This is a genomic window from Colwellia sp. MB02u-14 (genome assembly GCF_014076915.1).
Taxonomy (GTDB): domain Bacteria; phylum Pseudomonadota; class Gammaproteobacteria; order Enterobacterales; family Alteromonadaceae; genus Colwellia_A.
Window position 1 is genome coordinate 1 of sequence record NZ_JACGUX010000006.1, and the last position, 25376, is coordinate 25376.

Annotated in this window: 27 protein-coding genes; 12 read left to right on the top strand and 15 right to left on the bottom strand. The window is 37.8% G+C overall.

Annotated features, from left to right (window positions below):
* The first annotated feature begins 268 nt into the window (after window positions 1–268).
* Window positions 269–1201, top strand: a complete 933-nt coding sequence (gene ylqF, locus H4J52_RS01355) for a ribosome biogenesis GTPase YlqF (RefSeq protein WP_182178332.1) — start codon at window positions 269–271, stop codon at window positions 1199–1201.
* A 10-nt stretch (window positions 1202–1211) separates the two neighbouring features.
* Window positions 1212–1640: an HIT domain-containing protein gene (locus H4J52_RS01360; protein WP_182178330.1), complete on the top strand. Its 429-nt coding sequence runs from the start codon at window positions 1212–1214 to the stop codon at window positions 1638–1640.
* A gap of 42 nt (window positions 1641–1682) precedes the next feature.
* Here the strand turns inward: H4J52_RS01360 and megL are convergent, their stop codons facing one another.
* Window positions 1683–2888, bottom strand: coding sequence for a methionine gamma-lyase (gene megL, locus H4J52_RS01365; protein ID WP_182223186.1), 1206 nt, complete (start codon window positions 2886–2888; stop codon window positions 1683–1685).
* 303 nt (window positions 2889–3191) lie between these two features.
* Here megL and H4J52_RS01370 point away from each other — a divergent pair, with 303 nt between their 5' ends.
* Window positions 3192–4754 (top strand): sigma 54-interacting transcriptional regulator, encoded by a 1563-nt coding sequence (locus H4J52_RS01370; RefSeq protein ID WP_182178326.1) that lies wholly within the window; start codon window positions 3192–3194, stop codon window positions 4752–4754.
* 19 nt (window positions 4755–4773) lie between these two features.
* On the opposite strand, the gene H4J52_RS01375 is transcribed toward H4J52_RS01370, so the two are convergent.
* The 3 genes from H4J52_RS01375 to H4J52_RS01385 form a co-directional block, all read right to left on the bottom strand.
* Entirely contained in the window at window positions 4774–5181 is a 408-nt protein-coding gene (locus H4J52_RS01375; protein WP_182178324.1) for a stress response translation initiation inhibitor YciH, read from the bottom strand.
* Window positions 5182–5301: 120 nt separating this feature from the next.
* Entirely contained in the window at window positions 5302–6228 is a 927-nt protein-coding gene (locus H4J52_RS01380) for an electron transfer flavoprotein subunit alpha/FixB family protein (RefSeq protein ID WP_182178322.1), read from the bottom strand.
* Window positions 6225–6977: an electron transfer flavoprotein subunit beta/FixA family protein gene (locus H4J52_RS01385; protein WP_182178320.1), complete on the bottom strand. Its 753-nt coding sequence runs from the start codon at window positions 6975–6977 to the stop codon at window positions 6225–6227. The genes H4J52_RS01380 and H4J52_RS01385 overlap by 4 nt, the downstream gene beginning before the upstream one ends.
* Before the next feature lie 306 nt (window positions 6978–7283).
* On the opposite strand from H4J52_RS01385, the gene H4J52_RS01390 reads away from it, so the two are divergent.
* A complete protein-coding gene (locus H4J52_RS01390; protein ID WP_182224120.1) occupies window positions 7284–8933 on the top strand; it encodes an electron transfer flavoprotein-ubiquinone oxidoreductase in 1650 nt (549 codons plus the stop codon).
* Window positions 8934–9004: 71 nt separating this feature from the next.
* On the opposite strand, the gene H4J52_RS01395 is transcribed toward H4J52_RS01390, so the two are convergent.
* From H4J52_RS01395 to H4J52_RS01410, 4 genes are all read right to left on the bottom strand, one after another.
* Entirely contained in the window at window positions 9005–9778 is a 774-nt protein-coding gene (locus tag H4J52_RS01395; protein ID WP_182178317.1) for a DUF2884 family protein, read from the bottom strand.
* A 57-nt stretch (window positions 9779–9835) separates the two neighbouring features.
* Window positions 9836–11521 (bottom strand): DUF342 domain-containing protein, encoded by a 1686-nt coding sequence (locus H4J52_RS01400; RefSeq protein WP_182178315.1) that lies wholly within the window; start codon window positions 11519–11521, stop codon window positions 9836–9838.
* Between the two features lie 38 nt (window positions 11522–11559).
* Window positions 11560–11886: a hypothetical protein gene (locus tag H4J52_RS01405; RefSeq protein WP_182178308.1), complete on the bottom strand. Its 327-nt coding sequence runs from the start codon at window positions 11884–11886 to the stop codon at window positions 11560–11562.
* Window positions 11887–12088: 202 nt separating this feature from the next.
* Complete coding sequence (locus tag H4J52_RS01410; protein WP_182178306.1) at window positions 12089–13363, bottom strand: CinA family nicotinamide mononucleotide deamidase-related protein; 1275 nt, start codon at window positions 13361–13363, stop codon at window positions 12089–12091.
* Between the two features lie 183 nt (window positions 13364–13546).
* Between H4J52_RS01410 and H4J52_RS01415 the strand changes: the two genes are divergently transcribed.
* From H4J52_RS01415 to dapA, 3 genes are all read left to right on the top strand, one after another.
* Entirely contained in the window at window positions 13547–14317 is a 771-nt protein-coding gene (locus H4J52_RS01415; protein WP_182224121.1) for a DUF4097 family beta strand repeat-containing protein, read from the top strand.
* A gap of 129 nt (window positions 14318–14446) precedes the next feature.
* Window positions 14447–14833 carry a hypothetical protein gene (locus H4J52_RS01420; RefSeq protein WP_182178301.1) on the top strand — a complete coding sequence of 129 codons (387 nt, stop codon included), beginning with the start codon at window positions 14447–14449 and terminating at the stop codon, window positions 14831–14833.
* Between the two features lie 61 nt (window positions 14834–14894).
* On the top strand, window positions 14895–15803 hold the full coding sequence (dapA, locus tag H4J52_RS01425; RefSeq protein ID WP_182224122.1) for a 4-hydroxy-tetrahydrodipicolinate synthase: 909 nt from the start codon (window positions 14895–14897) through the stop codon (window positions 15801–15803).
* 6 nt (window positions 15804–15809) lie between these two features.
* Here the strand turns inward: dapA and H4J52_RS01430 are convergent, their stop codons facing one another.
* Complete coding sequence (locus H4J52_RS01430; protein ID WP_259366626.1) at window positions 15810–16670, bottom strand: RluA family pseudouridine synthase; 861 nt, start codon at window positions 16668–16670, stop codon at window positions 15810–15812.
* A gap of 137 nt (window positions 16671–16807) precedes the next feature.
* Here H4J52_RS01430 and H4J52_RS01435 point away from each other — a divergent pair, with 137 nt between their 5' ends.
* Window positions 16808–17149, top strand: a complete 342-nt coding sequence (locus H4J52_RS01435; protein ID WP_182178295.1) for a ribonuclease E inhibitor RraB — start codon at window positions 16808–16810, stop codon at window positions 17147–17149.
* A gap of 116 nt (window positions 17150–17265) precedes the next feature.
* Window positions 17266–17478 carry a hypothetical protein gene (locus H4J52_RS01440; protein ID WP_182224123.1) on the top strand — a complete coding sequence of 71 codons (213 nt, stop codon included), beginning with the start codon at window positions 17266–17268 and terminating at the stop codon, window positions 17476–17478.
* Between the two features lie 14 nt (window positions 17479–17492).
* Here H4J52_RS01440 and H4J52_RS19765 read toward each other — a convergent pair whose 3' ends face one another.
* Both H4J52_RS19765 and H4J52_RS19770 read right to left on the bottom strand, forming a co-directional pair.
* Complete coding sequence (locus H4J52_RS19765) at window positions 17493–18026, bottom strand: LysR family transcriptional regulator substrate-binding protein (RefSeq protein WP_259367799.1); 534 nt, start codon at window positions 18024–18026, stop codon at window positions 17493–17495.
* 15 nt (window positions 18027–18041) lie between these two features.
* Complete coding sequence (locus tag H4J52_RS19770) at window positions 18042–18335, bottom strand: LysR family transcriptional regulator (protein ID WP_259366628.1); 294 nt, start codon at window positions 18333–18335, stop codon at window positions 18042–18044.
* Between the two features lie 506 nt (window positions 18336–18841).
* Here H4J52_RS19770 and pcaF point away from each other — a divergent pair.
* The gene (gene pcaF, locus H4J52_RS01450) at window positions 18842–20098 is read left to right on the top strand and encodes a 3-oxoadipyl-CoA thiolase (protein ID WP_182178291.1); all 1257 of its coding nucleotides are present in this window, start codon (window positions 18842–18844) and stop codon (window positions 20096–20098) included.
* A 123-nt stretch (window positions 20099–20221) separates the two neighbouring features.
* Window positions 20222–20929, top strand: a complete 708-nt coding sequence (locus H4J52_RS01455) for a lysoplasmalogenase (RefSeq protein WP_182178289.1) — start codon at window positions 20222–20224, stop codon at window positions 20927–20929.
* A gap of 14 nt (window positions 20930–20943) precedes the next feature.
* Here the strand turns inward: H4J52_RS01455 and H4J52_RS01460 are convergent, their stop codons facing one another.
* A complete protein-coding gene (locus H4J52_RS01460; RefSeq protein ID WP_182178287.1) occupies window positions 20944–21876 on the bottom strand; it encodes a LysR family transcriptional regulator in 933 nt (310 codons plus the stop codon).
* 116 nt (window positions 21877–21992) lie between these two features.
* Here H4J52_RS01460 and H4J52_RS01465 point away from each other — a divergent pair, with 116 nt between their 5' ends.
* On the top strand, window positions 21993–22520 hold the full coding sequence (locus H4J52_RS01465) for an NADPH-dependent FMN reductase (RefSeq protein WP_182178285.1): 528 nt from the start codon (window positions 21993–21995) through the stop codon (window positions 22518–22520).
* On the opposite strand, the gene cobD is transcribed toward H4J52_RS01465, so the two are convergent.
* From cobD to H4J52_RS01480, 3 genes are read right to left on the bottom strand one after another with little or no spacing between them, the layout of a single operon-like run.
* Entirely contained in the window at window positions 22494–23567 is a 1074-nt protein-coding gene (cobD, locus tag H4J52_RS01470; RefSeq protein WP_182224124.1) for a threonine-phosphate decarboxylase CobD, read from the bottom strand. The genes H4J52_RS01465 and cobD overlap by 27 nt on opposite strands.
* An 11-nt stretch (window positions 23568–23578) precedes the next feature.
* Window positions 23579–24529, bottom strand: a complete 951-nt coding sequence (locus tag H4J52_RS01475) for a CobD/CbiB family cobalamin biosynthesis protein (RefSeq protein ID WP_182178281.1) — start codon at window positions 24527–24529, stop codon at window positions 23579–23581.
* A complete protein-coding gene (locus tag H4J52_RS01480; protein WP_182178279.1) occupies window positions 24526–25221 on the bottom strand; it encodes a histidine phosphatase family protein in 696 nt (231 codons plus the stop codon). The genes H4J52_RS01475 and H4J52_RS01480 overlap by 4 nt, the downstream gene beginning before the upstream one ends.
* Window positions 25222–25376: the final 155 nt, after the last annotated feature.

Below are 25376 nucleotides of genomic sequence, written 5' to 3' on the forward strand. Positions count from 1 at the left end.
TCAGAAGTGAAACGCAGTAGCGCCGATGGTAGTGTGGGAGTTCCCATGTGAGAGTAGGACATTGCTAGGCGCCTATTAAGAGAAGCCCGATTCGAAAGAGTCGGGCTTTTTGCTGTCTGGCATTTCTGTAAATTTCTTTATTTTAAACTTGTCAGTATTACAGATAAAAAAGGGATAGCTTGCAATATCACATTTATTTTCAATGTAACGTGTGTATCAATGCGTAACTTGCTAAAATCTACACATTAATAAATTACTTAGTGTTGTTATGGCTATTAATTGGTTCCCTGGGCATATGCATAAAGCCCAAAAAGAAATAAAAGAAATTCTTCCACAAATAGATGTTGTGATAGAAGTGTGTGATGCACGATTACCCTTTAGTAGTGAGAATCCGATGATCACTGAGATTAGAGGTGATATTCCACTCATTAAGATACTCAATAAATCTGATCTTGCTGATCCTGCTAAAACACAACTCTGGTTGGAATATTTAGAGTCTCAGAAAAACGTAAAAGCAATCGCGTTAACAACAGATAATCCCTCAGTGGCTAAAACACTCCCTAGTCTTATTCGTAAACTTGTTCCTAGTAAAAATGAAACAGGTAAGCAAATAAATGTTGTGATTATGGGGATCCCTAATGTAGGTAAATCTACTTTGTTAAACACCCTTGTCGGTAAAGCAAAAGCTAAAGTAGGTAACGAGCCGGCAGTAACTAAAGGTCAGCAACGTATTCGTTTGGATGAAGGACTTTATTTATATGACACTCCAGGTATGTTGTGGCCCAAAATTATTAACGAAAATAGTGGCTATCGCCTTGCTATAACAAGTGCCGTTAAAGACACCGCCTTTGATCATGAAGATATTGCTGCTTTTGCCGGTGAATACTTATTAGCAAATTACCCTGATCGATTGCAGGAACGTTACCAACTAAAAGAGTTACCTGAAACAGAAGTTGAGTTGCTTGAAGAAATAGGTCGACGACGCGGATGTGTTAGATCTGGCGGACGTATTGATTTACATAAAGCGGCAGCAATCCTAATTAATGAAATAAGGGATAAAACCCTCGGGGAAATTACTTTTGAAACCCCCGATATGATAGAAGTTGAAACACTTTATTTTATTGAGCAAGAAGCTAAAAAAGTGGCAGCGAGAGAAGCAAAGAAAACGGCTCGTGGTCGTGGTCGTAAAAATAAACGTTAAGGGAGCTTACATGTCTAATACATTCCAACTTCACGCGCTATTAAAGCGAGACGCGATTGAATTACTCGAGCTGCCACTGTCGACACTATTACTGATGAATGATAGTAATTATCCGTGGTTTGTTTTAGTACCTAGGGTCGATGATGTTCAAGATATCTATCAACTTGATTGGCAACAACAACAGCAGTTTCTCAATGAATCAAGCTTGTTAAGTGAAATATTAATGCAGTTATTTAATGGCACAAAAATGAATGTAGCGGCATTAGGTAATATTTGTCCGCAACTGCATGTCCATCACATTGTTCGCTTTGCGGATGATATTGCTTGGCCGAAGCCTGTTTGGGGTGAGTTTGCAATGAAGGCTTACACAGACAGTGAATTAACCTTGTTAAAAGAAAAAGTAATGCCTGCGCTAACTAAAATTATAACGCAGGATTAATACTTTACGGGTAATTATACTTACTCGTTATAAACCGCTAAGTTAAGCAACTTGCTCTTGGCGGTTTTCTATTTGATCTAAAGATTGTTTTAGATCGTCAAGTAAATCACTTACGTGTTCTAGACCAACAGAGATACGAATTAAACTATCACTGATGCCTGCAGCTACTCTTTCTTCTGGTGTATAAGGAGAATGGGTCATTGAAGCTGGGTGCTGAATAAGGGATTCTGCATCACCTAGACTTACTGCGATTGAAAATAAACTCATCCGATTAATGAAGTCTTCACCACCTTTTAGATCTGCATTTAATTCAAAAGCGATAACACCACCGGCAGCTTTCATTTGTGTGCCAATAAATTTATAGCCATCATGAGATTTTAGTCCAGGGTAATACACTTTAGCTATCATTGGATGACTCTCTAAAAACTCAGCTATTAATTGTGCATTTGAACAGTGGCGTTCCATACGCAATGGTAAGGTTTTTAATCCTCTCATAATTAACCAGGCATCATGAGGGCTCATTGTTGCGCCAATATCTTTAAGTGCCGTTAATTTGATGTGTTCTATCATTTCGGCATTACTGCATATAATACCGGCTACGACATCACCGTGACCATTTAGATATTTTGTCGCGCTATGAACCACTATGTCTGCACCAAATTTACCGGGTTGCTGTAAAACAGGGGTAAGAAAAGTATTGTCCACAATTGAGAGAATATTATGATGTTTTGATATCGCTAAAATGCTCGCTAAATCTAGAACAACTAAGTTGGGATTTATAGGTGTTTCTAAGAATATAACCTTTGTATTAGGTTTTATCGCTTTTTCTATATTTTCAGGCTCTTGCATATCAACAAATGAAACTTCAATACCAAATTTTGTTAACATATGGCTAATTAGCGCATATGAGCAACCATATAACGCACTAGATGAAATAATATGATCACCACACTGCAAATTAGCTAATAAAGCGCCAGATACTGCAGCCATTCCGGTTGCTGTTGCTGCGGCATCTTCCATTTCTTCCATTGCAGCAACACGCATCTCTAATTGCCTTACAGTGGGGTTGCCTAATCTACCGTAGATATAACCTTCAGCCTCTCCGGCAAACCGATCGGCTCCTTGTTTAGCGTTTTCAAAAATAAAGGTAGAAGTTTGGTAGAGAGGAGTCGCCAAAGAGCCAAACTGTTCATCGTTAATGCGGCCTGAATGGATCGCTTGTGTTTCAATATGTTTACTATTTTTCATAATATGGCTCTACTTTTAAGTTGTTGCGATGAGACAAATTAAAGACGCATTTGTTATTAATTGTAGGTGCGCCGTTAATCAGTCTTCTACTGATCATATATAGTCTTGAAGTAGACATAGCAAAATTAGCGCCATTATATTTTATTGTAATATTTTCAGTTGCTTATGGTTTTTTATAAGTGTTTATTTAATCACTTGTAATTTAAATATTACAAAAGCTCTGCTTATCAGCTATTCTGTAATATAATTAAGACATTGTAATGTTAATATTACAACATCTTGCCAAAACATTGAGATTAGCCAGTGAGAATTGAAATAAAAGTAAAAGATCGTATTGGTATAAGCCAAGAAGTTCTGGCCATTTTTGCCGAAAATCGTTGGAATATATGTTCTTTGGAAGTCGTGAGTCATTTTATCTACGTGGACTTTATGTCGAATAATATAACATTATCTGAAGTCCAATATTCCCTCTCGCATCGGGATGATATTGTGCATTGTTTATCTGTTGACTTGCTACCGACACAGAGGCGTGAAGCCCATTTAACAACCTTATTAGATACTATTCCTGATCCAATACTCGATATAGATCAAAATGGCATTATTGTTATCATTAATACTGCGGCTCAGTCGCTAATAAAAGAATTAGGTTTGACAATTGAAGGCCAGCATATTGATCAATATATTGATCAATCTTTTCAGGAAATGCTCAGTTCATCATTGAGTAATTTTTCACTCGCTTTTCTTGAACATTCCTATTTAGCTGATATTACGCCTATATTTTCAGAACATAGTGTATCAGGTGTTATTCTAACATTACGCTCGATGAACCGTGTTGGTCAGCATATCGCGTTAATACAGAGTAAAGAACAAGCCGAGTTTGATAATATTATTGGTGAAAATTCAGCTATTTGTTTGTTGAAATCTCAAACACTTCGTTTCTCAGAACTAGAGTTACCAGTGCTTATTAGCGGCGAAACAGGTACAGGAAAAGAGCTTTTAGCTCGCGCCTTACATAATGCGAGCCGAAGAGCTGATGCACCTTTCTTAGCACTAAACTGTGCGGCATTACCAGAAAACCTACTGGAAAGTGAATTGTTTGGCTATGCACCGGGTGCTTTTACAGGCGCTCAAAAAGGAGGCAAGCCAGGCTTGTTTGAATTAGCAGAAACAGGCACTATCTTCCTAGATGAAATAGCAGAAATGTCTGTTTATCTGCAAGCTAAGTTATTAAGATTTTTACAAGACTATAAGTATAGACGACTCGGTGGAACAAAAGAGTTAACCGCTAATGTCCGCATTATTAGCGCCAGCCATCAAAACCTACCTCAACAGATTGAAAGACAATTATTTAGAGAAGACTTGTTCTATCGTCTAAATGTCTTGAGTTTGTCGATACCCCCACTACGTGATCGCCCTGATGATATTATATTATTGGCTTCACACTTTATTGAAATGGCAGCGCTACAGGTGGCACGAAAGGTTCCTACTTTAACGGAACAAGCGTTAGTTGCGCTAAAAAACTGTCAATGGCCGGGTAATATTCGCCAGTTACAAAATATTCTTTTTAGGGCGGTAGCACTTAATGATACGGGAATTATTGAAAAATCAGATATTGATGGTGCTTTATCTCAGTTTACTGTTACTGACTTACCGATAAGCCAGGAGACTGAATTGTCAGTAAAGGAGGCTAGAAATTTAGCAGAGCAGTATAAATGCTCCGATTGGCGTAGTGCTCAAGAAGCGTTTGAACATAATTTACTTAAAGCGCTATATCCACTATACCCAACAACAAGGAAACTGGCAGATCGTTTAAACGTATCACACAATAAAATAGCAATTAAATTGCGGAAGTACGATATAAATTAGCAAGCTATAGGTTTAGTTATTACCCGCCAATAAACTTTACTTTATAACCATTGCTTTCAAGTACTTGTTTTATTTGCTCTCTTTTATCTCCTTGTACTTCGATGATGTCACCAACAACGCTCCCACCGGAGCCACAGGTTTTTTTTAATTTTTTAGCGAGCTCTTTAAGCGCTTTAGCATCTATGCCTAAACCGGTAATGGTAACAACGCCTTTACCTTTTCTGCCTTTAGTTTCACGTCTAACTTTAGCATAACCATCACTGGCTGTTATTGCTTGAGTGGCACTTTCTTGTTTAATACGACCACTGTCTGTTGAGTAAACTAATGAAGTGTCGGAAGGTTGTTGCTTTGCTGAATTATCAGGTGTAGTTGCCTCTCTACCAAACGCACTGGCAAGATCGCTGAGGCTAGAAAGTTTATTATTCATTATATTGATACCCAAGTTTAATTAAAGCACTCGCTAAATTTTAGACAAAAATAAAGCCACTATTGAAGTGGCTTTATTATACCTAGAATGCTCTAGAAAATAAGTCTAATAACGTATAGTTTACAGTTTACCTTCAAGCTCAGGTAATACATCAAATAAATCACCAACAATACCGTAATCAGCAACTTGGAAAATAGGTGCTTCGGCATCTTTGTTGATAGCAACAATGATTTTTGAGTCTTTCATACCCGCTAGATGTTGAATGGCACCACTAATACCTACAGCAATATATAAATCAGGGGCAACAATTTTACCTGTTTGGCCTACTTGCATATCGTTAGGTACAAAGCCAGCATCAACAGCAGCACGTGAAGCACCGATAGCAGCGCCAAGTTTGTCTGCAATACCTTCAAGTAATTTGAAGTTATCGCCATTTTGCATACCACGACCACCTGAAATTACGATACTCGCTGCGCCTAAATCGGGACGTTCTGATACTGATAACTGGTCACTTACATGCGATGAAATTCCGGCATCAGTTACTGAGTCTATGGCAACAACTTCAGCGCTACCGTCTGTAGCTACTGGGTCAAAACCCGTAGGACGAACCGTGATCACTTTTTTGCTATCTAAGCTCTGCACTGTTGCTATAGCATTACCTGCGTAAATAGGACGAACAAAAGTGTCGCTACTTTCTACAGCAATAATATCTGAAATTTGTGCAACATCTAATAAAGCGGCAACGCGAGGCATGAAGTTCTTACCTGTCGTTAATGCTGTCGCTAAGATATGTTCGTAGTCAGCGGCAAGTTCTGTTACCAACAAGCTAATATTCTCAGCTAGTTGATGCTCATAAGCTGGGCTATCTGCAACAATTACCTTACTTACACCGTTAACTTTTGCCGCTTCTTGAGCAACACTTTGACAATCGCTACCAGCAACCAATATATGAATGTCGCCACCAATTGCTTGCGCTGCAGCAACTGTTTTAAGGGTGTCTGCTTTTAATGTACTGTTATCATGTTCAGCAAATACTAAAATACTCATGAAATCACCTTCGCTTCATTTTTCAATTTCTCAATTAATGTATCAACACTATCAACAATAATGCCGGCTTTACGTGTCGCAGGAGGCGTTACTTTTATTAATTTTGAACGTGGGCTTAAATCAATACCAAAATCAGCGGCAGGCATAACAACCAAAGGCTTGCGCTTTGCTTTCATAATATTAGGTAATGAAGCATAACGTGGTTCATTTAAGCGTAAATCAGTGGTAACAATCGCGGGTAAGTTAAGTGCGATAGTTTGTAAACCACTATCAACTTCACGTGTTACATTAACTTTATCACCTTCAACTTTTACTTCTGATGCGAATGTACCCTGCGCCATACCCGTTAATGCTGCAAGCATTTGCCCTGTTTGATTGTTATCGCTGTCGATAGACTGCTTGCCTAAGATAACTAATTGAGGCTGCTCTTCGTCAACAATTTTTTGTAAAAGCTTAGCAATATTTAGTGCGTCTAATTTCTCATCAGTTTCGATTTGAATGGCGCGATCTGCACCTAAAGCTAACGCTGTTCTTAGTTGCTCTTGGCAAGACTTATCGCCAACAGATACCGCAATAACTTCAGTGGCGATACCCGCTTCTTTTAAACGAACCGCTTCTTCTACAGCAATTTCACAAAAAGGGTTAATTGCCATTTTTACATTAGCAAGATCAACATTTGAATTGTCTGCTTTTACGCGAACTTTGACGTTATAGTCAATAACACGTTTGATAGGTACTAATACTTTCATCGTTGCCTCTGATTGCGTTTGTTGTGTTTATATTTATAGTGTAAAGCTAACGTTTGTTTTATTAAACTAACATTAACAAGTATTTCTAATTATTGCTCGACAGACTAATACTAGACTACGTGAACGTCAACGTAATACCGCAGTTGTCTCGATAAATTGAGCTTAAATAGCTTTTGTCGTAATATCTTTCAATAGAAGATAGTATTTATCAACAAAATATCTATAATAAGTGATATTATCAAACAGGTGTTTGAAAATCAAACGAGTGTTTGATTTTATTTGAATGAATATTTTTTGGGGAAATTTATGGAACGCGAATCGATGGATTTTGACGTTGTTATAGTGGGTGCTGGACCGTCTGGCCTAGCGACTGCTTGTCGTTTGATGCAGTTAGCAAAAGAAAAAGATCAAGAACTTCTGGTCTGCGTTGTTGAAAAAGGCTCAGAAGTTGGAGCACATATTCTATCTGGAGCGGTTTTTGAGCCTAGAGCGCTCAATGAATTATTCCCAGATTGGCAAGATAAAGGCGCACCACTAAAGACAAAAGTGACCGGTGATGACATTTATTTGCTCAATAGTGAAAGTAACGCTATAAAGTTACCTAACTTCTCTGTACCTAAAACGATGCACAATGAAGGGAATTATATTGCTAGTATGGGCAATGTTTGTCGTTGGTTAGCTGAGCAAGCTGAAGAGTTAGGTGTTGAAATTTTTCCTGGCTTCCCTGCACATGAAGTACTTTATAACGATGACGGTAGTGTTGCGGGTATTCTTACCGGAGACATGGGCTTAGACGTTAATGGTAAGGAAAAAGATTCGTTCGTACCAGGTATGGAGCTTCGTGCTAAATACACGGTATTTGCTGAAGGCTGTCGTGGCCATTTAGGAAAAGAGTTAATCAGTAAATTTAGCCTAGATGAAGGTAAGTCTCCACAACACTATGGTTTAGGCTTTAAAGAAATTTGGGACATTGACCCCGCTAAGCACCAAGAAGGTCTTGTTGTTCATACGGCAGGTTGGCCATTAGACCAAGGCGCGACAGGTGGCGGTTATCTCTACCATGCAGAAAATAATCAAGTATTTGTAGGGCTAATTGTTGACTTAAATTATAGCAATCCGCACTTAAGTCCGTTTGATGAATTTCAACGCTATAAACATCACCCAAAAATTAGTCAGTACCTTGAAGGTGGAAAACGTGTTTCTTATGGAGCACGAGCGATGGCAAAAGGTGGTTTCAATTCATTACCTAAAATGACAATGCCCGGTGGTATTATCGTCGGTTGTGATGCAGGAACGATTAACTTTGCCAAAATCAAAGGTAATCACACCGCAATGAAATCTGGTATGTTAGCGGCTGAAAGTATTTTTCATGCAATAGCATCAGGTGATGAGGGCGGTAAAGACCTAGCTGATTATACAGAAAGGTTTAAAGACTCTTGGTTATACGAAGAATTATACAGTTCTCGTAACTTTGGTCCTGCGATGCATAAGTTTGGTATGACATTAGGCGGAGCCTATAACACCTTAGATCAGAACTTCTTTAATGGTAAGTTACCGTTCAACTTTAAAGACGATACGCTCGATCACGACCAACTTGAATTGGCATCAGAAGTAGCGGTTATTAATTATCCAAAACCTGATAATAAGTTAAGTTTTGATAAGTTAACTTCAGTGTTTTTGTCTAATACTAATCATGAAGAAGAGCAACCTTGTCACTTGAAACTTGCAGATGTAGTTATTCCTATTTCGGTTAACTTAGCTAAATACGCTGAACCCGCTCAGCGTTATTGTCCCGCAGGTGTTTACGAAATTGAATCGACAGAGCAAGGTGATAAATTAGTGATTAATGCGCAAAACTGTATTCATTGCAAAACCTGTGATATTAAAGACCCAAGTCAGAATATTACTTGGGTGACACCTGAAGGTACGGGTGGACCGAATTACCCTAATATGTAATTCACGGTTTGTTTGATTATAAAAAACCTGCTGATGCAGGTTTTTTATGTTCAGGATGAAGGGTACAGTGATTATTTTGTTTGAATTAAATCAAATTCACCCAGTGCTGTAATACTTTGCTGTAACTTAGCCTCAAGTTGGTCTAACTTCTTTAAGCTTTTACAAAACTGGGCCGCTTTTAATTGCACTTCTTGGGCACGAGGTTCAATTTCAAGCTGTAGATCTTTTTCCATACCTTTTATACGCTGGTCAAATGTTTCTACCCGTTGTTCACTACTACTTTCCTCATTGGTTGCCATTGCTTCATCAACAGCCATCAAAATAGTACCAATTGATTCAGTAACAATACTTTCAATTTCTTGTTCAAAGGCACCAGCAAAAATTTCATCAAAATCAGCAAAATCTTGTGACGCAATATAATAGTTAGTATCGCTGTGGTTAAAACGCTCTCTTAAACGATATTGCATTTCATCAAAGCGCTCTTGTATCTTCTGATGTGAAGCGCTATTTTCGCCTGTTAAGCCTGCGATAACTTTATTTACCGCTTTTAAATCTATATCAACCCCTTCAATTGCTATGGCAACTATTTCAGGGATTTGCTTACGAATACCTTGGCTGTATTGCGTTAATAATTGCCTTTGCTCTTCATTAAGGTTGATTTCTCGTCCACGAATAAATAACTGTTGGTCGTTATTGATTTGTACATAGGTTTGGCTTTCTTTTAAAATACGCACATGAGAAGGGTTGATTACCACGCCGTGGTTAAAATTAATATCGCATTGCTGAGCTGAGGCACTGCTAATAAGCATACCTATAGCAAGTAAAGGAAGAGTAAAAGAGTTCATCGCTTATCCAAGGTAACGAAAAGGGTGTTTAGTGATAGTGAACTACACAGCAATTCACTAGGTATTAACGATAGGGTTAAAATGAACTTTTCTTTCTTTATAATTCACCTTCGTTGGGCCATATTCACGGCGCGTTTTGTCTTGGAAATCGCCAACAATTACTTGTACACTATGATATAATTTTTCTGTTGCTTCAACAAAAACACTCGTCATATATGCTTGAAGCTTCTCTTCAAACACCTCTTTCTCATTTAGAATTTCACCCATACGATGAGTGTGATATTTGTAAGTAGATATCAGTTTGCTAAGCATTTCAGGATTTACTTTATCGGTTGGTAATTTTTTCAATTTATTAACTGCTACTTGTAATTCAGTAGACTTATCAGAATCAATTTTTAATCTAGCTTCAATATCTTCCAAGTGTTCTTTAATTAAATTAACTTTTTTAGAAAAGTTAATTATTGTTGTACTTCCTGCGGTAGCACCTACTATTCCAGCATGAACAGATTTCCCTGCTTTTATGTAACCCGCAATAAGTTTACCGTTAGCTTTTTCATCTGAGCCCAGCCACAGAATTTCTTCAACATCAATAATACTGTGCATCATTTGATTTTCAATACGTAAGGAATGACATGATATTTCAGCATATTGACAGTACTTTGCAAATACTTTACCTTTAGCACGAATACAAACACTCATTTTTATGTCATCAAGAGAAAGTTCTTCAGTATCTTGTTTTCTGCCAATAATACCACTACCAATAGTTATGTCTCCACCAGCTTCTAGACTTGCAGACTCAACAAAGCCACCAATTGTTATATCACCTGTAGCCGTTACTTTCATGCCTTCACAAATATCACCATCGATAATAACACTACCTTCAAATTTAATGTGGCCAGTACTAATATCAACATTCTTTATACGATAGACACTGTCAACTTCCATGCCGTTATCAATGATCCTTGGCAAGCCTATCAGTGTTGAAATTAATATTTGATCATTTTTAGGACTGATTGTTGTACCTTCACCTGCTTGCAGCGTAATATCTTCTCCTGGAACCGGTTCTAAAGGAGAACCGTTGACTGTAAAGCCCTTAACACCTTCGGTTAGCATAATTTTTTTTGCGAGTGGGTCACCGACTTTTACACAAATTATATCGCCTAAATCACGCATGTCGACACTACCATCTTCGCGTGCTTTAGGACGTAAAATTCTGTCTTGAGCGCTCTGTACTAACCATTTTATTTTTGAATCTTTACCATTAATGGCTTCTTTACCATGAGCAATTTCACCATTAACAATAGAACCAGCAGGTTCTTTAGCCGCTTGATGAGCAAGTTTTAACAACTGCTCTTTGGTAAAACCTTTGGTAACACCCGATTGTTGCGCCGAATTTAAAATAGCTTTAGCAGTTAAATGTTTGCCACCAAGTGCCGTTGAAATTTCTGCGCTTGCAGACATTTCATCTTTATCAATAGAAATTGAAATAGTCGCATCTCGACGCTCAAGTACTTGATAACTTATTTCTCGGCCAGATTTATTAGCCTGAAGGGGTTTTAGAACACTATTGAGTTCGGCAATCGCATTTTTAATATTGCCGTTATCAACATATAAGCCTTTATATTCAGAATTCTCAATAATTTCATGGATACTCGCTTCTGTGATTTGCGAGTCATCTTTAAACGGTTGCAAAACAAGGTCAATATTGTTTTTTTTATTTGCTACTAAACTTGCTTGAGTCACGCGAGATTTACTCCACTATTACCACTTAAAATAAAATATTAAATGTAGTTTTCTTGATGAATTTTAATGAAAGAACTGGTGTTTATTTTCGAGTAATCTATTTTATATTCTTTATTATCAAGTGCCTGTATAAATATCAGTGTTTTAGATTCACCAAATACATCGGTAGCACTTACATCAACTACATCTTGATATGCTTTTTTAGCATCAGCCTTTTTACTGGGCACTTCACCTTTATAAATACCTATTCCACGGTTACTTACAATAACAACAGGGTGACCGCCATTGATAATCAATAAATCAAATTTTCTCATCTTATGAATAATGGTATTGCGACCACTCGTGATGAAGTTTTTTTCTATCAAAACATGCTCCTATATTTTACTAATATGTACAGTGATATTAATCACATTAATGACTAATACCCTACAATACTATTATTCTAGTTTATTATCCCTGTAAATATATAAAGTTTTGATTTATGGCGCAATAAAAATGACGTTTCTTTTAATATTATTAAAGTTAATACGCTACGTTAACATGCATACAACATTTTAAAGCTATATATTAGAAATAAAGTGGTGTTTGAGTGCTTTCAATTAATAAACGTCGGATCATATCAAGCGATCGTGCGGCTACCATTTGCTGAAAGTAGACCCTATTTGCTCTTATACAAAAATATTTACTGTCTATTTTGTCTTTATTCCCCCAGGCAACCCAAACTGAGCCCACTGGTTTCTCTTTTGTGCCACCATCAGGGCCAGCGATGCCTGAAACAGCAATAACTAAATCTGCATCTGCAATAGCCAATGCTCCTTTAGCCATCGCTCTCACCGTTTCCTCACTCACTGCGCCGTGTTGCTTTATTATATTTTCATTAACATTAAGTAATTTGCTTTTCATACCATTTGAATAAGTTACAAAGCCTGCTTCAAATGAAGCCGATGATCCTGATACTTTTGTTAACTCACTCGCGATTAAACCCCCAGTACAAGATTCTGCTGTAGTTATCTTAAGATTTTTTTGTTGGCATAATTGCAAGACTAATTCTGCTAAGGTATGAGGGTTTTCTTTAATTTCCTCAATAATGTGATCATTTAATAACGTTTTTATTTTCTCAATGAGATTAATTTTTACGGGTAAATATTCATTTTTTTCAACGGTTAATTTTAATTCTATTAATGGAGAGCTCGCGCGAAAACCTAATTCAACTTCTTTAGGCCAATAAGGAAACTCTTTAATTAGCATTGATTGTAATGATGACTCGCCAATACCAAATAATTGTAAACGGGTAATGTCCATTTCCGCGGTGAATTTTGATTGTAACGCTAGTACCGGAATAATTTCTTCATTAAGCATTATTTTTAGTTCACTGGGGACACCCGGAGTGCAGAAAACTTGGCAGTCATTTAATCTCATTGAAAACCCAACAGCGCTGCCCACTCGGTTGATAATAATATTGCAATCTTTTGGCAATATCGCTTGTTTTAAATTTGCGGCGCCTAAGTGCGCATTACGTTGTTCACACCATGCTTGTAAATGTGCCAACGCAATAGGGTGTTGCTCTAAAGGAAGGTTACTGGCATTTGCTAACGCTTGTGCGGTTAAATCGTCGGTTGTTGGTCCAAGCCCCCCATTGATAATTAATACGTCAGCGTCTTTTGTTAACGTTATTATTTCCTTGGAAAGTAACTTTAGGTCGTCAGCTAAAGTGACTTTACGGCTAATTTTTATGCCAATGGTTTTGCATTGTTGGGCGATCATTGCGGAGTTACTGTCAACAATATCTCCAGTCATTAACTCATTACCAGTAAGGAGAAGGTGTACTTTAGCGATAGTCATTTTTGCAACTCAAAAACCAAATAAAATAATAGCGTTAGATTACTTTATAAGTCGAATTATTGTTAGTAAGTATCAGTAAATAAAAAATTTATACCAATCAAATAAATTTAAACCTTTTTTATAAGATGAGTGACTAATGATTATTAAAACAAAAACTATTAATAAAATTTTAAAGGAACATTTATGAAAAATGCATTAAAAAAACAACTTACGTTAGCCACTATTTTATCACTATCAACGATCACATCAGTATACGCTGAAGTTAAAGAGACTATTGAAAAATCATTTTCTGTTAGTTCATCAGCAACTTTACGTTTAGCTAATGTTAATGGTGGCGTTGAGATTAAAGGCTGGGATAAAAGTGAAATAAAAATAACGGCAATGATCACTGCAGATAATCAAGAAGATAGAGAGCGTATTAATATTGAGTTTTCTGAACGCTCAAGTGACGTGAGTGTTGAAACACAGTACACCAAACAAGCATCTTGGGGGCGCAATAGCAACTCAGGAAAAGTTGACTATAGCGTAATGGTACCCTTTGGCGCTGCGTTAACCAATATTGAGTTAGTTAACGGTTCTTTGGTTATTGAGCAAGTAAAAGGTGAAATAAAAGCTAACACAGTAAATGGGTCTATTAATGTGCAAGACTCAGCTGATGATCTTGAGCTAAATTGTGCCAATGGCAGTATTAAAGCGTCATACCAGCGCATAGATAAAAACGTAGATAATATCGAATTAACAACCGTAAATGGTAGCATTAAACTTTATATGCCAAGTGATTTGAGTGCTGTAATTAATGCTGAAACCATGCATGGCAGTATTGCTACTGAGTTTGGACTTTCAAGTGATAAAAAAATGTTTAGCGGTCGTCATTTATCTGGAACTGTTGGCAGCGGTGATATTAATATTAATTTAGAAAGTGTTAATGGCAGCATCACTGTGATGAAAAATTAATTTGTAACAATGGTTTACAAAAATATACTTTACTACAACATTTCTGTTGTGGTTTTTTTTATTTGGTTGTTGGTAAAAATAAGGCACAATAGCGCATATATTTGACAGAGTTATTAAGGCGTATTTTAAGTGAGTGAGCAATATAACCGAGCATTATTAGCGGGGCGTTGGTATCGTATGGAAATGAATAACACAGGTCACCAACTTGTTGAGTATGCTGAGCTTTGCCTTGATGGTAGCTTTGAGTTTTCTTTTGTCGAACAAACCTCTCAAGGCGAAATTATTAGCCAAAATGTTGAGCTAGGCGATTGGGGATTAGTGGGTGATATACACTTTACTATTACGCAAGAAGAAGTTGTAGACAATGAGCATTATTGTGCAGATTTACATAATGAAAATAACTATCAGGCCTACAAAATTTTAGCATTAGACAGCCAAGTGTTTAAATACCAGCATATTGTGAGTAATGAAGTGTTTATCCTGCGCCGAGTTGTTGATAAAATCGGACACTGTTAAATTAAGTTATTCTTCACAAATAATAAAATTCCCCATTTACTTAATAAGTAGTAGAGAAAAAATGAAAAATATAAAAGCAGCAAGTTTAATTACTGCGATAAAAACCCCTTATAACGCACAGGGTGAAATTGACCTTGTTACTTATGACCAACTTGTTGCAAAGCAAATTGCTGCTGGCGTTGACGGTATTGTTGTCGGTGGAACTACCGGTGAAGGACACTTATTAAGTTGGGAAGAGCACTTAATGTTAATCGCCCATACCGTTCATCAATATAGCGACAAACTTATTATTGTTGGTAATACCGGTAGTAATAATACCCGTGAAGCGATTAAAGCGACACAAAATGGTTTTGCTATGGGAATGGATGCAGCATTGCAAATTAATCCTTATTACGGTAGAACGTCAATGGCGGGTGTTGCGGCACATTTTAATAAAGTATTAGATATTGGACCTGCGTTTATTTATAACGTGCCGGGTCGAACGGGTCAGGATCTTACCCCTGATTTGATCGAGCCGTTGTCAAAGCATAAAAACTTTATTGGTGTGAAAGAATGTGGTGGTAACGAGCGTATCGCGTATTATGAAAAACAAGGGATTGCTTGTTGGTCAGGCAACGACGATGAAAGTTATGTCGGTCGCCATCAATTTGGCTCTCATGGTGTTATTTCAGTAACATCAAATGTTATTCCAGGCTTAATGAGAACCTTAATGGATACTCGAGACAGCGAGCTAAATGAACGCTTACAAGGCCTCATGAAATGGTTGTTTTGTGAGCCAAACCCTATTGCAGTAAATACGACCTTGATGATGACAGGTGCCGTTGAAGCTAACTTTAGATTGCCTTATCTAGCATTGACACTAGAGCAACGTCAGGTCGGTTTTGACCTTTTAGCGAAAATTGAAACGGCAGAACTTGTTGGTGACAAATTAGCACTTCTTAAAGATAGCGACTTTAATTACTGCTCATAAATGCGTTCACGCCAGAGCATTTAATGATGGCATTAAATGCTCTGGTAGTTTAAATGATCTTTGCTCGTCGCTAAGCGGGCAAATAAAATTAAGTGCAACGGCGCAAAGTTGTAAGTTAATACTTTCTTCATTAGTACCCTCAACAACTTTCCCGTGTAACCTATCGCCAACCACGGGCATATTAATACTTGCTGCATGGCTTCTTATTTGATGTTTTCTACCGGTATCTATTTTTACTTGTACTAAGGATGTATTATTTTTTTCATCGTACGCAAGATGAGTAAAATGACTACTCGCTTTTTTACCGTCAACATCATTTGTTAAGGTATCAGGTTGCGGGCGCAAACGATGATCACCATGAATGATAATATGATATATTTTTTCTAAATTATGCTTTTCAAACATAGCACTTAATGCTTGAACTGCTTTTTTGCTATGCGCAATTAAAATCAACCCCGTTGCAGCTCTATCTAAGCGATGAACGATGAATACTGCGCGTTCAGGTTTTAGGTGTGTTTGTGCCCAACGAGCGATAGTACAATGATCACTCCACTTCGAACCTTGAGATAACATGCCGTAAGGCTTATACCAAACACTGTAATCAACACAATCAGCCACTAACAAGGCTTCATTAGGCTGCTGGTTTAATACTTTTTCGTCATAATAAAAGTGCAAGGTATCGGTTATTTTTAATGGTTTTTTAATCCGTCGCAAGCGTTGTGTGCTTTTTCCGCGCGTTAACCATAACGCTCCTTGCTGAATAGCTTGTTTTAATTGCGCATTACTTAATGCGCACTGCTTGTTAAGCTCTGTGATAATGGTGCTGTTTTCTGTATTGATATCAAGGTGAAGCTCAAATTTATTCAAGGCTATACTCAAGGTTAAAGACCGTTGTTGTCATTAATGACGTTAGTTTACCAAAAATAATGCCGAACAAAATTGGTATTCTGTTTTTCATCAGATAAAATAGCGAAATAATTTAGTTAACAATAAGATGAATAATAATGAACCGTGATTTAGCCCTATTTCCAGAAGATAATGTTGGCAACGCTTTGTGGCAAATGATGATTGATGGCGATGATTTAAGTCAAGCCCGTGAAATTGAGTTTTCAGTCATTTTTCCTAACGAAGAAGCTGCTTTGAAGTTTGGTCAGTTACTTTTAGAAAACAACCAAAAATTATCATTTTGTCCTTATGAGGGTAATGATGACTTTCCTTGGGAAATTACGGCTTATCCCTTTGTTGGTGCCAGTTATGAAAACATTAGTTCGTATCAAAATTTATTGATTTCAAGCGCAGAGCCACTAGGTGGACAGTATGATGGGTTTTATTGCGCTGCAGTTTAAGTATATTCTAATACTTATAAAGGGGTTAGGTTCATCTATAATGTAAATAACATATGATGGCTAACCTTTACTATTATTCTTATGCTGAAGTATTTCAGCATCATTAAGAGAGTTTTATGCTTGATATAAGCCAATTTGACCAGTTAAAAAAAACCAGTGCCAAGTCATTTAATGATCAAAAAGCCTTGATTAAAAAAGTAATGGCTGGTCGTCAAATAAAATGTGAAACTTGTGGCACTATTCTGCGCTTAGTTGTACCAGAAGACAAAAGCACACCCGGTGTTTATTGCGGTAAAGGCTGTACCGATATTTGTTTAGATTTTACGTAAACATCAACAGTGATTTAACTGACACGGACTGAGCGACAAACTTCTTTTACCGCGCTAATAATGAATGAATTCTCTTTATTACGGTTAAATGCCAATCCAATGTCTTTTATTAACCTATTATCTTCGACTGGCATTAATACTAACGCTTCAGCCTCTAGAATTTCTTGCCAATCAGGCAGTAAAGCCGCGCCAATCCCTGCGCAGACTAATTGCCAAGCATATTCGATGGTTTTAATATTAGCGCGGGGTTGAAACCTAATAGAAGCATCAGCCATGACCACTTTTAAGGTGTCGAGGGCGTCACAAGGTGCTCTATTGATAAAAGGCATATCTTGCAATTGAATAATGTTAATAGACGACTGTTGAGCAATAGGCCAGCTTTTTGGCACCGCTATTTGATAGTTGTCTTGCCAAATAGGAATAAAGCTTTCGTTATAGGCAACAGAGTTAGCAGACACAACGCGCGCATCGCAAGGTTCTTGAGGGTCAACTAACGTTAATTCTATATGATCAATTTTTTCTGTTATTTTCTTCAATAAGTGACTCATTCGTTGCGCTCCCAATCAGCGCATAATACCTAGCCTGAGTAACACGGGTTTTGGGTTTTCAGAAAAAAGATGACTGATAGACTTTGCATTGTCAGTCATTTCTTTTGCTTTAGGGTAGAGTTTATCTGCCGCATCTGTGGGCAATACACCGCGTGCATGACGAAAAAACAAAGTGATATTTAAATCTGATTCTAGCTGCTGAATCGCCGTGGTGATTGAAGGCTGAGAAACAAAGCAAACGCGAGCAGCGCCACTAATACTGCCTTGCTCATAGACAGATTGAAAATACTTTAGTGATCGAAGTTCCATCGTTATTTCCAATCGTTGTTGATAAAATGAAGTTTGTTCCCATTACTATAACCTTTAATAATGATTAGCAGAATTAATTATAGTTTTTATCTATACCTTTGATAAAAAATGATATTTTTCAAGTTTATAGGCACCCGTAAGGTGGGTTGTTCTTTAAATAATGAACAAGCACTTGAAATCGTCATGCTGAATTTCTCTAGGTGAATATAGGTACAGAGCTTTGTTATGAGCCAAAAACTGTGTTTTAGTCTCATAACATGCACCGAAAAATTATCGCCAAGTGTATGCTAACGAAAATGGAACAGAAGGTATTACTGAGACATTTATTTGAACAAGGACTGATGATGATCAATATTTGTTTGATAATGTTATCATCGGTGATAACAGAAAAAAAATATGATTTTAGTAACGCATTTAACTCAGGTTTTGAAACAGTTATTGAGTAATATCCCTGACTAAAACGAAGTTAACGCTAAGTTCAAACAAACTCAAAAGAGAATATATGCATGAGTGCTTTTTCAACTAAAACTGAAAGTACCGGACAAAATAGAAGTCTTGAACAAAATGAAGTTTTCATTTGTGATGCCATTAGAACACCTATTGGCCGTTATGCTGGCTCGCTAGCGACCATTCGTGCTGATGACCTAGCCGCATTACCCTTAGCAGCACTAATGGCACGAAACCCAACACTCGATTTTAGCCAAGTAGACGATGTTATTTTAGGTTGTGCTAACCAAGCAGGAGAAGATAACCGTAATATTGCTCGTGTAGCCACGTTATTAGCGGGCTTACCTTATCAAGTCCCTGCAACAACCTTGAACCGTTTATGTGGCTCTGGCTTAAATGCTGTCGGTATTGCGATGCAGGCGATTAAGTCAGGTGAAGCTGAAATGATTATTGCTGGCGGTGTTGAAAGCATGACTCGCGCACCTTTTGTGATGGGCAAAGCAGAAAGTAATTTTTCGCGTACTCAAGAAATTTTCGATACAACGACGGGCTGGCGCTTTATTAACAAAGCACTCGATAGTGCGTACGGCACTGAAAGCATGCCACAAACAGCAGAAAATCTTGCACAAGAGTTTAACATTAGCCGGGCAGACCAAGACAAGTTTGCTTTTGCTAGCCAGCAAAAAGCAGCTAAAGCCCAACAAGCAGGATTTTTTGCAGAAGAAATACTACCCGTTAGTATTTCACAAGGTAAAAACGACCCTATTATTTTCTCTCAAGATGAGCATATTCGTTTAACAAGTTTAGATAAAATGATGGCACTCAAGCCTTTTGTTCATGCCAAAGGTACTATTACCGCCGGTAATGCCTCGGGAATTAATGATGGCGCTGCGGCAATATTATTGGCGTCAAGTCAATCGGTGCAAAAAAACAACTTAGCACCTATTGCCAAGGTGCTAGGTACGGCAGTTGCTGGTGTACCACCACGTATTATGGGGATTGGTCCGGTTCCAGCAACAAAAAAATTGCTAAAACGTTTGAATTTATCACTTGAAGATATCGACATTATTGAACTGAACGAAGCTTTTGCTGCACAAGCTTTAGCTTGTATTCGCGAGTTAGGTTTGCAAGATGACGATCTTCGTATTAACCCGCAAGGTGGCGCTATCGCATTAGGACATCCTTTGGGAATGAGTGGTGCGCGCTTAATAACGTCAGCAGCTCGCCAATTGCAACGTACCAACAAGCGTTATGCGTTGTGTACTATGTGCATTGGTGTTGGGCAGGGAATAGCTTTAATTATTGAAAGAGTTTAAGGCATTTTAAAACCGGATAAGTAAGAGAGTGAGTGATGTGTTACTCCCTTTCTTATGCTTAATGGTAAATAGCGAACACTCAATTGACTCTGTATATTGTAAACCTATAGGGTGACTTTTAACTTGTTATTCAGTAGATTAGTACCTTGTGCTAAGGCTTACAGCAAAGAGATGACAGCAATGACCCGATCCCATTTACTTTTATTTTTACTCTGTGTTTGTGGCTTTATGGTCAGTCTTTTTTTTAAGCCCTATCCGCTGAGCTGGGCAATAAAAATTTTACCAATATTCGTTTTACTGCATTTTTCTTGGCAAAGAAGCTTTGAAACTAAAGAACGCGCGCATAAGTTATTTATGATCGGCTTAGTTTTCTCAGCTTTTGGCGATTTCTTTTTAGATTATGACAGGGTTAATTGGTTTGTATTCGGTTTAGGGGCTTTCTTAGTCGCTCATCTATTTTACATTTTTAGTCTAAAACCACTCGTACCCAAAAAAATCGTCAGCAAACGTTTACCGATTATTACGCTCTATTTTGGCTATGGCGTTGGCATGTTTTCGTTAATATATGCCGGCTTAGGTGAGTTATTTATACCTGTATTGGTTTATATGACAATATTACTGTTAATGGGGATAACTACCTTACTTTCACAAAAAGTGAATGCTTGGTTAATTATTGGCGGGCTCAGCTTTATTCTTTCAGACTCATTAATAGGGCTTAATCAGTTTTATCATCCAATACCTTATGAAAGTGTTTGGATCATGAGTAGCTATTATTTCGCTCAACTGGCATTAGTGAAAGGTATGTTTACCCAAGACAATAAGCTGGCGTAGTGGTCAACCTTCATCTAACTATCACCTAGCTTATCGACAATAAAGTCGATAAAGCACTTTACCTTCGCCGGCATGTTTTTTCGGCTAGGATAAACCAGGTAAACACCAATACTTATTGGTATAAAATCTTCAAACAGTGGCACTAACTTCCCCGTAGTCACTTCATCCCGCAAATTAAATAACGGCATACGTATAATACCTTGTCCGGCTAAGCATAACGAAACCATCATTTCTGAATTATTGCATGATACTCGACTGATAACATGTGTTTGAGTTTTTTGCCCATTTTTAGCGGTGTAATACCAAGTTTCAGGGGTTTTTAGATTACGGTAACTGATCATCTGATGATCAATCAATTCATCGGGATGTTTAGGTATACCATACTCTTGTAAGTATTGGGGAGACGCGAGCGTTAAACTGGTCGAGTTCATAAAACGTCGGCTAATTAGGCTTGAGTCTTCAAGCTGAGCCGCTGCTCTGATGACAATATCAAAGCCATCGGAAATTAAATCTACTTTATGATCGTTTAATTCGATGTCTAAAGTGATTTTCGGATACTTAGCCATAAATTCAGCGAGTATGGGCCTAATACGAGAAACACCTATACCAATAGGACAGCTCAACTTTAAACGACCTTGTGGTATTTGCTGGCGTCCCAAAAGGCTATTTTCAACGTGTAAAGCATCTTCAATGATCTGTTGGCATTGTTGATAATAGACTTCGCCTTCGGATGTTAAGCTTAAGGTTCGGGTCGTTCGGTGCAATAAGCGGACCCCTAAACGAGTTTCTAGCTTACTGACTTCTTTGCTGATATAAGAGGTAGAGTGCTTCATTTTTTCAGCAGCATTGACAAAACTTTTACTTTGCACCACTTGTACAAAAACAGCGATACCATCAAGTAAGTTACTTTTACTTTGTGAAGAAGAAAATAGTGTATTAGCTTTCATATGGAAATAATGTATCTGTAATTAGGTTATTAATCTTACATAGGAAATAAATTACACTATTTTCATTGCAATACCTATTGTTACCTCATACTTATCGTTATAACTTTGGAGTTTATATGAAAATTATCGCTTTTGCCGCCAGTAGTAGCCGTCAATCAATTAATAAACAGTTAGTGAGCTATGCCGCTAGCCTTGTTGAAAACGCTCAAGTTGAAGTACTTGATATTAACGATTATGAAATGCCCTTATATAGTGCTGATAGAGAAGCAGAGCTGGGTAAACCACAATTAGCACAAGACTTTCTCGATAAAATAGCCGGTGCAGACGCTTTGGTTATTGGTTTTGCTGAGCACAATGGCTCTTATACGGCTGCTTATAAAAACTTATTTGATTGGAGTTCTCGTGCTTTACAAAAAGTGTATCAGCATAAGCCGCTTGTTTTACTGGCAACATCACCAGGCCCAGGTGGAGCCGCAACCGTACTTGCCGCAGCTGTAGGCTCGGCCCCTTTTTTTGATGGCGAGGTAAAAGCTCATTTATCAATTCCAAGCTTTTATGATAATTTTGATGTCGAAAAAGGACAGTTAACTAATGCCGAGTTAGCTGAAAAGCTCGCTTTAGCTATGGCAATGCTCAGCCAGTAACCTTTCTAATCTCAGGTATTGTGCTTGATCAGGTATACCAAAACGTAAAGCATTATTTTCGTCGCACAAACGCACGTAGAGCCCTTGGCGACAGAGTTTTTGATAAAGTTCTGTTGCTTGAGGATAAACGATTGTTTTAAATAAACCACACCCCTTAATCGTTATGCTTGGGCCATCGCTTTTAGTAGGGTGATGTAAAAACGTTTTTGTTAATAGTTGTTCGAGTTTTATGGATAAGTCGGTTAATTTTTGTCGCTGTGCCAATTGCCAAGCATGATCGTTTAACGCCTGCTCAGCAATAAATTGGGCTGGGCCATTAACTTCCCATGGTGAAGATAACTGGTTAAGTTTATTTATCCAAAATGGATGAGCACTTAAAAAACCTATTCTAATACCCGCTAAGCCAAAAAATTTACCGACTGAACGCAATACAAAAAGATGTTTATTTAGCGTTAAGTGAATAAGCGATTGACTCGGTGCAATAACATCCATAAAAGCCTCGTCAATAATTAACCAACCCGAGAGTGATTCAAGGGTTGTTAACAGTGCTGTTAATTTTTGCTGTTGCTGTAATTCACCTGTTGGATTATTAGGGTTAATTACCACAACAATCGCGTTTAATGCTAAGTCTTCATACTTTGGTAAATGCTGATAATGTTTAACAGTAAAACCAGCATCATGCCAAGCTCTTTCGTGCTCTTTATAACCAACTTCAGGTAACCACACCTCTATATGGCTTGATGGCTTTTTTATATGATTGAGATATAGCGCGGGTAAACGTGCAATAACTGCCTGGCTACCACTGGTTGTACTTATACTTTGCGTACCATAATAATGTTTAGCTGCAGCGAGTAACCCTTCACTTTTTTGCGGTAATTGCTGCCAAATATATTGAGGAATAGCAGGAATAGGGTAACTGTTCGGGCTGATGCCCGTGGATAAGTCTAGCCACTGTTCTAAAGGGATTTTGTAGCGCTCAACCATTTTGTTGAGCTGCCCACCGTGAACGAGTGCTGTCGTGTTTTTATTATCATGCTGACTCATCATAAGTTCCCCTTCTATAAATCATAAAAAAATTCATAGAAAAAACAAGTAAAGATAAAAATAACCACCGAGTTGTTCACAAGGTTTATGCTACGAAGAATATCACTTTGGGTGACAAGCTTACCGCAACCTAATCGAACAGAAGTCACAGCTTTACCATGATATATCGCCGAACCGCCCAGGGTGAAATTAAGTACACTGGCACCTGTCGCCATTACCCAGCCACCATTCAAGCTTTTGTAATGCTGACTTTGCTGATAACCATTTTTTAGGGCATTAATCGTTTTTGAGAAAGAGAGCTTCGTTTGGCAAGCATAAAGCAGGGCGGTAATCTTGGCACTAGGCCAGCCAAGTAAATCGTCCATACGTGCAGCACACCATCCAAAATTAATGAATTGTGGATTTTTATAGCCCCACATTGCATCCAATGTATTGGCAAGTCGGTGCAGTACAACAAGTGGAATACCGCCGACTATAAACCAAAAGAAGCTGGCGACTGCGGCGTCATGACCATTTTCAAGTACAGATTCTACAGTGGCACGTGAAATCTCTTGCGCTGATAAATGGTCAGTATTACGACTAACTAAATAACCACAGAAATGTCGAGCAGTTGCTAAGTCATCTTTCTCTAGAGGTTTACGTATTTGTAAAGCATGCAATCTTAGGCTTTTTAAACCGATAGCAAAATAAAGCACTATGGCATCTAAACACCAGAACCACACATTGCTCTGATGAAAATAATAATAAATAATAGGTAAGGGTAAACAGAGTATTAACCAAGAGAATATACCCAGTATTCGAGGTAACCACTGTTTTACTTTTTTATCAGTGTTTTGATAAGAATTAACCTTTTTTTCTATTGTTGAGGTTAACCAGCCAAAGCCAACTAATGGATGAAAGCGCTTAACTTCACCGAGCCAATAATCAAGCAAGTAAGCGGTTATCATGATGAGTGAAGTCATCATGTAGTGGGTATCGCTACGGCGGGGAGTTGAGTAATATCGAGTGTAGAAACAAGTGTAAAAACTTGCTTTTTACTCTGGTAAGTTATCTGAAAAATACAACCGTTATCAAACGCTTTTTTATGTGTGTTTATCGCGTGTTCATCAGAAAAATCATCAACCATTAAGGATAAAAAACAACGTAATATATCACCATGGCTAACGATTAAAATATTATCAATAGCTGTGCTAGCGAGATTTTTCATTCCAATTTTTTGAAAATTATTGTCAGCTTGAACCGTATTTGAAATATCAATTAAAGCCTGCTGAAATCGTCTCGCGCAGTCGATACCTGATTCACCATTAGGGGGCGCAACAGTGTTTACTTGATGAAAGATAGCTTGGAAATTTTTGTCTGGTTTTACTTCGCTAATATGCTTGCCTTGCCAATCACCAAAGTTACGCTCTATTAATGCGGATGTTCGGGTAAGTGATGTGTTCAGTATGGCTTGACAAATTTCAGCGGTTTTCTCTGCTCTTGGCAATGAAGAGCTGACAATATGTCCTACATTATGAGTATTGAGTTGTGCAGCTATAGCACGCGCTTGCCGATAGCCTTTTTCTGTTAATGGGCTATCAAATTGTCCTTGAAACTTACCTACTTTATTCCACTGTGTTTCGCCGTGGCGCGTAAGAAAAAAATTTATGACCGTCATTTATACTAAAATTACTTGTACCCGTTCCACTCGATGATCCTCGTTTAAGGGAAATTGAGCGAATCATAATCAAGACTCACTTTTTTGTTAAGGGTTATTCCCTTAACAAAATGTAACGACGAGTATGTTTTGTTCAGTTCCCCCCCAAGGGGCTG